This is a genomic window from Trebonia sp. (assembly GCF_030042015.1).
In the GTDB taxonomy this organism is placed as follows: Bacteria; Actinomycetota; Actinomycetes; order Streptosporangiales; family Streptosporangiaceae; genus Trebonia.
This window is the reverse complement of the sequence record NZ_JASIAL010000156.1, coordinates 1-5,223: the sequence shown is the minus strand read 5'-3', so window position 1 is coordinate 5,223 and position 5,223 is coordinate 1. Positions and strand designations below refer to the sequence as shown.

The window sequence follows — 5,223 nt, the reverse complement described above, 5'->3', positions numbered from 1 at the left end:
CAGGTGCCTGCCTACACGCTGACGGGGACGGCGTCCGACATCGCCGTGCAGCGCATCCTCGTCCGGCTCGGCGTCAGCCAGGACATGGCGTCCCTGCTGCTTGACGACTTCCGCGACGCGATCGCTCACTTCGGCAAGCACCCGGTCACCGTGTCCATGACCAAGGAGGAATCGGGCGGGTTCAGCCACCTGTAGCGCGCTCGACGCCTGGCCAAGGCCCCGGGTGAGGCTCGCCGCGATCCGCCGAATTGCGTTCTGCCGGCGCATCGCACGACACGCCTGCCTTAATAATGCGCGACTCTTTAGCGCTGCCATAATCAGCCCATGGCCCTGTCGGCAGAATTCAAGATCGGCACTGTCATCAGCGTCTTGCTAACTGTTCTGGCGGCCGGTTCACCCTGGTGGTGGCGGTACTTCCATTCCAGTCCTGACGGCCAGACAGCCACGACCTCCGATGTGGTCGGCATGTCAGGTGGGTGCGCGCCGTTCCAGGTGTTCGCTCAGGATAGGTGGAATCCGGTCGGCACGGCCATCCGGGACGCCCCCAACGTACTGTCCACCCTGAACGGCAGCTTTCCGCCTAACATGTCGATCTCGGTCAACGGCTGGGTATACGGGCGTCCGGCGTACCCCACCAACACGCCTCCCTGGAACAGCGGCGTCTGGTTCCATCTCACGGACGGAGCCGGATCGGTGTCGTTCGCGGGAGTTCGGGCCACGCCAACCTCCTTTGATCCCACCGGGCACGCGAACGGTGGCACGCCTGCGCCGACGTCACTCGGTTGTGAGGGTGCCGTGCAGTAACGATGGCGGGCACTGTAATCGTGACTCGCTTGCAGGGGGTGACGCGGATTTCGTCGGGCGGCCCATGGTCATGGCGGGCGGGCGCGTCTAACGTTGCTTGCGTGAGCAGCCAGCCGGCGGAGCCGGAGGAGTGCCCGCGGTCACTGACCGCCGAAGCCCTGCGCGTGGCACGCCCGGGCCATACCCTGCTCGCGCAGTCACCGGGCGTGATGGCGACGGCCGACATCAACCTGCCAGGAAGGACGGAGTAGATGGAATACACGCGCGGCCGCAGGGACGGCCAGCCCACTCGCCTAGGGGACGAGGGCACGTTCACCGGGCAGGCGATGCTCGACGTCCTCCTCGAGGACGGGGAGACGGCCCGGGTGCGGGTGAACAGCGTGATCTTTGCGCCGGGCGGGCGCACCTACTGGCATTCCCACACCGACGGGCAGGTGCTGATCGTCAGCAGCGGCCGCGGCATGGTCGAGAACAGGGACGGCCACCGGCACGTGCTGCACGCCGGCGACGTGGTCTGGGCCCCGCCCGGCGAAGAGCACTGGCACGGCGCGGCCCCGGACTCGTTCGTCGCCCACACGGCGATCTCGCTTGGCCCTACCGTGTGGCACGAAGAGGTCCCCGGCACACGCTATAAGGCGGCCTTCGAGGACAAGGAAGAGGACTAGCGGGGCGGCAGGCGCGACGGCGATCACAAGTTCGCAACCGGCACAAGGGGTGAGAGCGTGGCCGACGGCGGTACGCGCGAGGTACTGGCGGTGCGCTACGGGAACCGGGTCACCACGCGGGCCGAGACCTTCCTCAACTACCACCTGTACGGCGAGCCGGACGGGAAGATCCAGCTCGACTACTTCTTCTGGGTGATCCGTGACGGCGGCGGCGCGGGCCGGGTCACCCTGGTCGACACGGGCTTCGCCCCAGCGGCCGGCGACCGCCGCGGCCGGAACTGGGATGCCACGCCCGCCGACGCCCTGCCGAAGCTGGGCATCGACCCGGGCGCGGTCGGCACCGTCGTGGTCACGCACGCCCACTGGGACCACATCGGGAACCTGCACCAGTTCCCGCATGCGCAGCTCGTCATGAGCCAGGCCGAATACGACTTCTGGACCGGCCCGCTCGCCCGCCGCGCCCAGTTCGCCGCGCATGCCGAGCCTGGCGAGCTCGCGCTGCTGCAGGCCATCCGCCGCGAGGGCAGGCTCACCCTCATGACCGGCCACCACACGGTCGCGCCAGGGCTGGAGCTCCTGCAGGTCGGCGGCCACACGCCCGGCCAGCTGATCGTGACCGTGGCGACGGCGACGGGCACGGTCGTGCTCGCCTCCGACGCCCTGCACTTCTACGAGGAGGTCGAACTCGACCGCCCGTTCGCCATCACCGCCGACCTGCCCGGCATGTACCTGGCCTACGACCTGCTCGCGGAGCTGGCGGCGCGGCCGGACACGTGGCTGGTCGCCGGCCACGACCCCGCGGTGCGCGACCGGTTCGCGCCGTACGGGAGCGACCCCGCGGTCACCGACGTGGGCACCCCGCGGGACGCGGCGGCGGCGTCGCCCGCCGCGCCTACTCCGGCGTGACCGTGACCAGCGTGCCGTAGGGCAGGATCGGGTAGGCCTGCTCGGCCGCCGTGTAGGGCAGCTCCACGCAGCCCAGGCTCTGCGGCCAGCCGTAGGACCCGCGCGCGATGTAATGCACCGCGGAGCCGCCGCTGAAGTAGGACACCCACTGGACCGGGTCCGCGTAGTAGGACCCGTCCGGGTTGTAGCCGGTCATGACCTGGTACGGCAGCTTCAGGTAGACGGGGAACGTGCCGACCGGCGTGGGCGCCTCCGCGATGCCGGTGTTGGTCGGGCTGCTGAAGACCTCGCGCCCGTCGTGCCAGATCGTCAGCGTCTCCGGCAGGTTCTGGCTGGCGACCGCGTAGCTGTAGCCCTGCGTGTTGTCCTGGCCCGTCTCGGCCGCCGTCAGCAGCGCCGCCCACACCTGCGGGCTGGCCACCCCGTCGGTGGTCATCTCGTGGTCGCCCTCGAAGCCGGTGATCGCGCCCGTGTCGAGCAGGTTGGCGCTGCCCTGCTGCCAGAACGAGTACAGCTCACTCGGATAGCCGCCCTGCAGGTGGAACGTCCCGGCGGGCGGGTCGTACGCCGCGGCGAGCTGGGCCGCCGCGCTGCTCGCGGGAACTGCCGCGCCAGGCGCCGGCGTCCATGTCATCGGCAGGTAACCGAGCTGGGCGAGCAGTTCCTGCAGCCGCAGGACGGAATAGGAGGCGGTGGTGAAAGTCGATTTATATCCTGAACTAACCGTGCCGTCTGCCCCGGGCACCGTGACCGTCACCCGGGTGCCGGCCGTGAAGCCGGCCTGCGGCACGAACACCACGCTGTCGCCGTCCTGCTGCCAGGTCCCTGCGATGTCCGGCGACAGCTGCGGAAGGGACGCCCCCGGCGGCAGCGGCTTGTTGAACGTGACGGTCACGCCGTCGGCGCCGTCGACCCCCCGGCTCCCGTTCGCCGGGCTGACAGACAGCAAGCGCAGCGGCGTCGGCCGTGACGCGGGCTCGTGCCTGACCGCGACGCGCGCCGGGCTTGCCGATTGCGCCGGATGGCTGCCGGTCACGGCGAGGTAGATGCCGGCCGTGCCGGCGCCGACAGCGATGACTGCGCCTGAGGCCCACGCCACGGTGGCCCGCGAGATGCTACGCACAGTGTTCCCCCCGGTTACTGTGTGCACTGCTAGCGATCGGACACGATTATCGCCCGTTGTTACCTAACGTAATTTGGCATGTTCCCTCTGTAGTTAATTTCTATGCCTAACGGTCTCCGCCAGTTGACATTGCACGGATCAGGGGTACTTTTGGGACAGTCCAGCACCGGGCTCGCCGGCCGGATTGGCTGGTTCGTAGCAGTAGCATTGGTGGCGTGTCAGGGCGAGCGCGGAGGCAGCCAGTTTCCCGATGCCAGGCGCGACATAAGCTAGCCGGTGCATGTCCGGCTGTCAGGGGGTTGGGCCTGGAAAGGGCCCGGGTGGCTCAGTAGACAACGGAGGCCGTTCTCGTTCCCGACGAGACGACTCCGGACCGAGGTCGCTGCCCGGGCCCTCTTCCACTGAACTTGCTGGGCAGAGCCGGACAGAGAAGGTGAAGACAGGTAATGGCAGAGTCGGCTCCGGGCACCGGCCGTGTGATCATCGTCATGCCGACCTACAACGAGCGGCAGAACCTCGAAATCATTGCCGGGCGGATCAGGGAAGCCGTTCCTGACGCGGACCTGCTCGTGGTCGATGACAGCAGCCCTGACGGCACGGGGGACCTGGCTGACAAGCTTGCCGAGACCGACAGGCACGTGCAGGTCATGCACCGGACGGAGAAGGCCGGCCTTGGCCGCGCGTACGTGGCGGGCTTCAGCTGGGCACTGGAGCGCGGCTACGACGTGATCGTCGAGATGGACGCGGACGGTTCGCACCGGCCAGAGGACCTGCCAAGGCTGCTCGCGGCGCTGGACGGCGCGGACGCGGTGATCGGCTCGCGCTACGTGCCCGGCGGCACGGTCGTCAACTGGCCGAAGCACCGTGAGTACCTGTCCCGCGGCGCCAACGTCTACAACCGGCTGATGCTCGGCATCGGCGTCAGGGACGCGACCGGCGGCTTCCGGGTGTACCGTGCGGCCACCCTGCAGAAGATCGACCTGAACAACATCGAGTCGGCCGGCTACTGCTTCCAGATCGACATGACGCTGCGGGTGCTGCAGTCGGGCCTGAAGCTCACCGAGGTGCCGATCACGTTCGTGGAGCGCGAGCGCGGATCGTCGAAGATGACCAACGCTGTCATCCGCGAAGCCTTTTTCCGGGTCGCGCGATGGGGCGTCGCGGCCCGCTTGCGCGGCCGCTCCGCGGCCAGCGTGCGGCGCTAGCCCCTAGGCCCCTAGGCCCCTAGTGAGCCGGCCGTGAGTTCTGCGGTCACCACGTGAGCCGTCTTCGGTCACAGAAGGTGCCGGCCGTGGCCGCTGGCCCTTTGCGGCGGAGGGCAGGTCACGGGTCAACCCCGTCAGCGGCGGCCACATAGCCGACATTCCCCCCGTCCAGCGGTGAACCACCCCCCGGAAACCGCCCATGGACCATGATCACGGGTCAAACGGGACCGCCCGCGGCCACCTTTGACCCATGATCATCAAGCGCATCCCCCGGGCGGGCACGCCAGCGGCAAGGGCGGCACGGGACGGCGCGCGCAGATGCCTGAGTCAAGCGTCATGCCTCATCCCCGGGGCAGTTAATACCGCGCCGCGGCCGGGACGCCCGGGGCGCCCCGACATGCCCGAGGTGCCCGGGGCAGCCAGGACAGCGCGGGGCCGGGGCAGGCGACTGCACGCTGACCCCGCAACCGGGGACCGGCTCACTAGGCCCCTAGGCGCTGCGCCGCTCGGCGCGGTTCGC

At 69.2% G+C, this 5,223-nt stretch carries 6 protein-coding genes and 1 pseudogene; 6 read left to right on the top strand and 1 reads right to left on the bottom strand.

Translation table 11 applies throughout. From position 1 onward, the window contains the following. The 5 genes and pseudogenes from Q1N79_RS07920 to Q1N79_RS07900 form a co-directional block, all read left to right on the top strand. Positions 1–195: pseudogene (locus Q1N79_RS07920) on the top strand (glutamate decarboxylase); the annotation flags it as partial. Positions 196–324: 129 nt separating this feature from the next. Continuing rightward, positions 325–804 (top strand): hypothetical protein, encoded by a 480-nt coding sequence (locus Q1N79_RS07915; RefSeq protein ID WP_300606068.1) that lies wholly within the window; start codon positions 325–327, stop codon positions 802–804. A 101-nt stretch (positions 805–905) separates the two neighbouring features. Beyond that, the gene (locus Q1N79_RS07910) at positions 906–1,055 is read left to right on the top strand and encodes a hypothetical protein (protein WP_300606066.1); all 150 of its coding nucleotides are present in this window, start codon (positions 906–908) and stop codon (positions 1,053–1,055) included. Further along, the gene (locus tag Q1N79_RS07905; RefSeq protein WP_300606064.1) at positions 1,056–1,469 is read left to right on the top strand and encodes a cupin domain-containing protein; all 414 of its coding nucleotides are present in this window, start codon (positions 1,056–1,058) and stop codon (positions 1,467–1,469) included. Between the two features lie 57 nt (positions 1,470–1,526). After that, positions 1,527–2,375 carry an N-acyl homoserine lactonase family protein gene (locus Q1N79_RS07900; RefSeq protein WP_300606063.1) on the top strand — a complete coding sequence of 283 codons (849 nt, stop codon included), beginning with the start codon at positions 1,527–1,529 and terminating at the stop codon, positions 2,373–2,375. Here Q1N79_RS07900 and Q1N79_RS07895 read toward each other — a convergent pair. After that, positions 2,362–3,498 carry a L,D-transpeptidase family protein gene (locus tag Q1N79_RS07895; protein WP_300606061.1) on the bottom strand — a complete coding sequence of 379 codons (1,137 nt, stop codon included), beginning with the start codon at positions 3,496–3,498 and terminating at the stop codon, positions 2,362–2,364. The two genes, Q1N79_RS07900 and Q1N79_RS07895, sit on opposite strands and share 14 nt — an antisense overlap. Before the next feature lie 446 nt (positions 3,499–3,944). Here Q1N79_RS07895 and Q1N79_RS07890 point away from each other — a divergent pair, with 446 nt between their 5' ends. After that, positions 3,945–4,703: a polyprenol monophosphomannose synthase gene (locus Q1N79_RS07890; protein ID WP_300606059.1), complete on the top strand. Its 759-nt coding sequence runs from the start codon at positions 3,945–3,947 to the stop codon at positions 4,701–4,703. Positions 4,704–5,223: the final 520 nt, after the last annotated feature.

What these genes read in the sequence shown, in the direction of transcription:
- Q1N79_RS07915 (WP_300606068.1), top strand. Translation starts at nt 325, where the DNA reads ATGGCCCTGTCGGCAGAATTCAAGATCGGCACTGTCATCAGCGTCTTG.
- Q1N79_RS07890 (WP_300606059.1), top strand. Translation starts at nt 3,945, where the DNA reads ATGGCAGAGTCGGCTCCGGGCACCGGCCGTGTGATCATCGTCATGCCG.
- Q1N79_RS07905 (WP_300606064.1), top strand. Translation starts at nt 1,056, where the DNA reads ATGGAATACACGCGCGGCCGCAGGGACGGCCAGCCCACTCGCCTAGGG.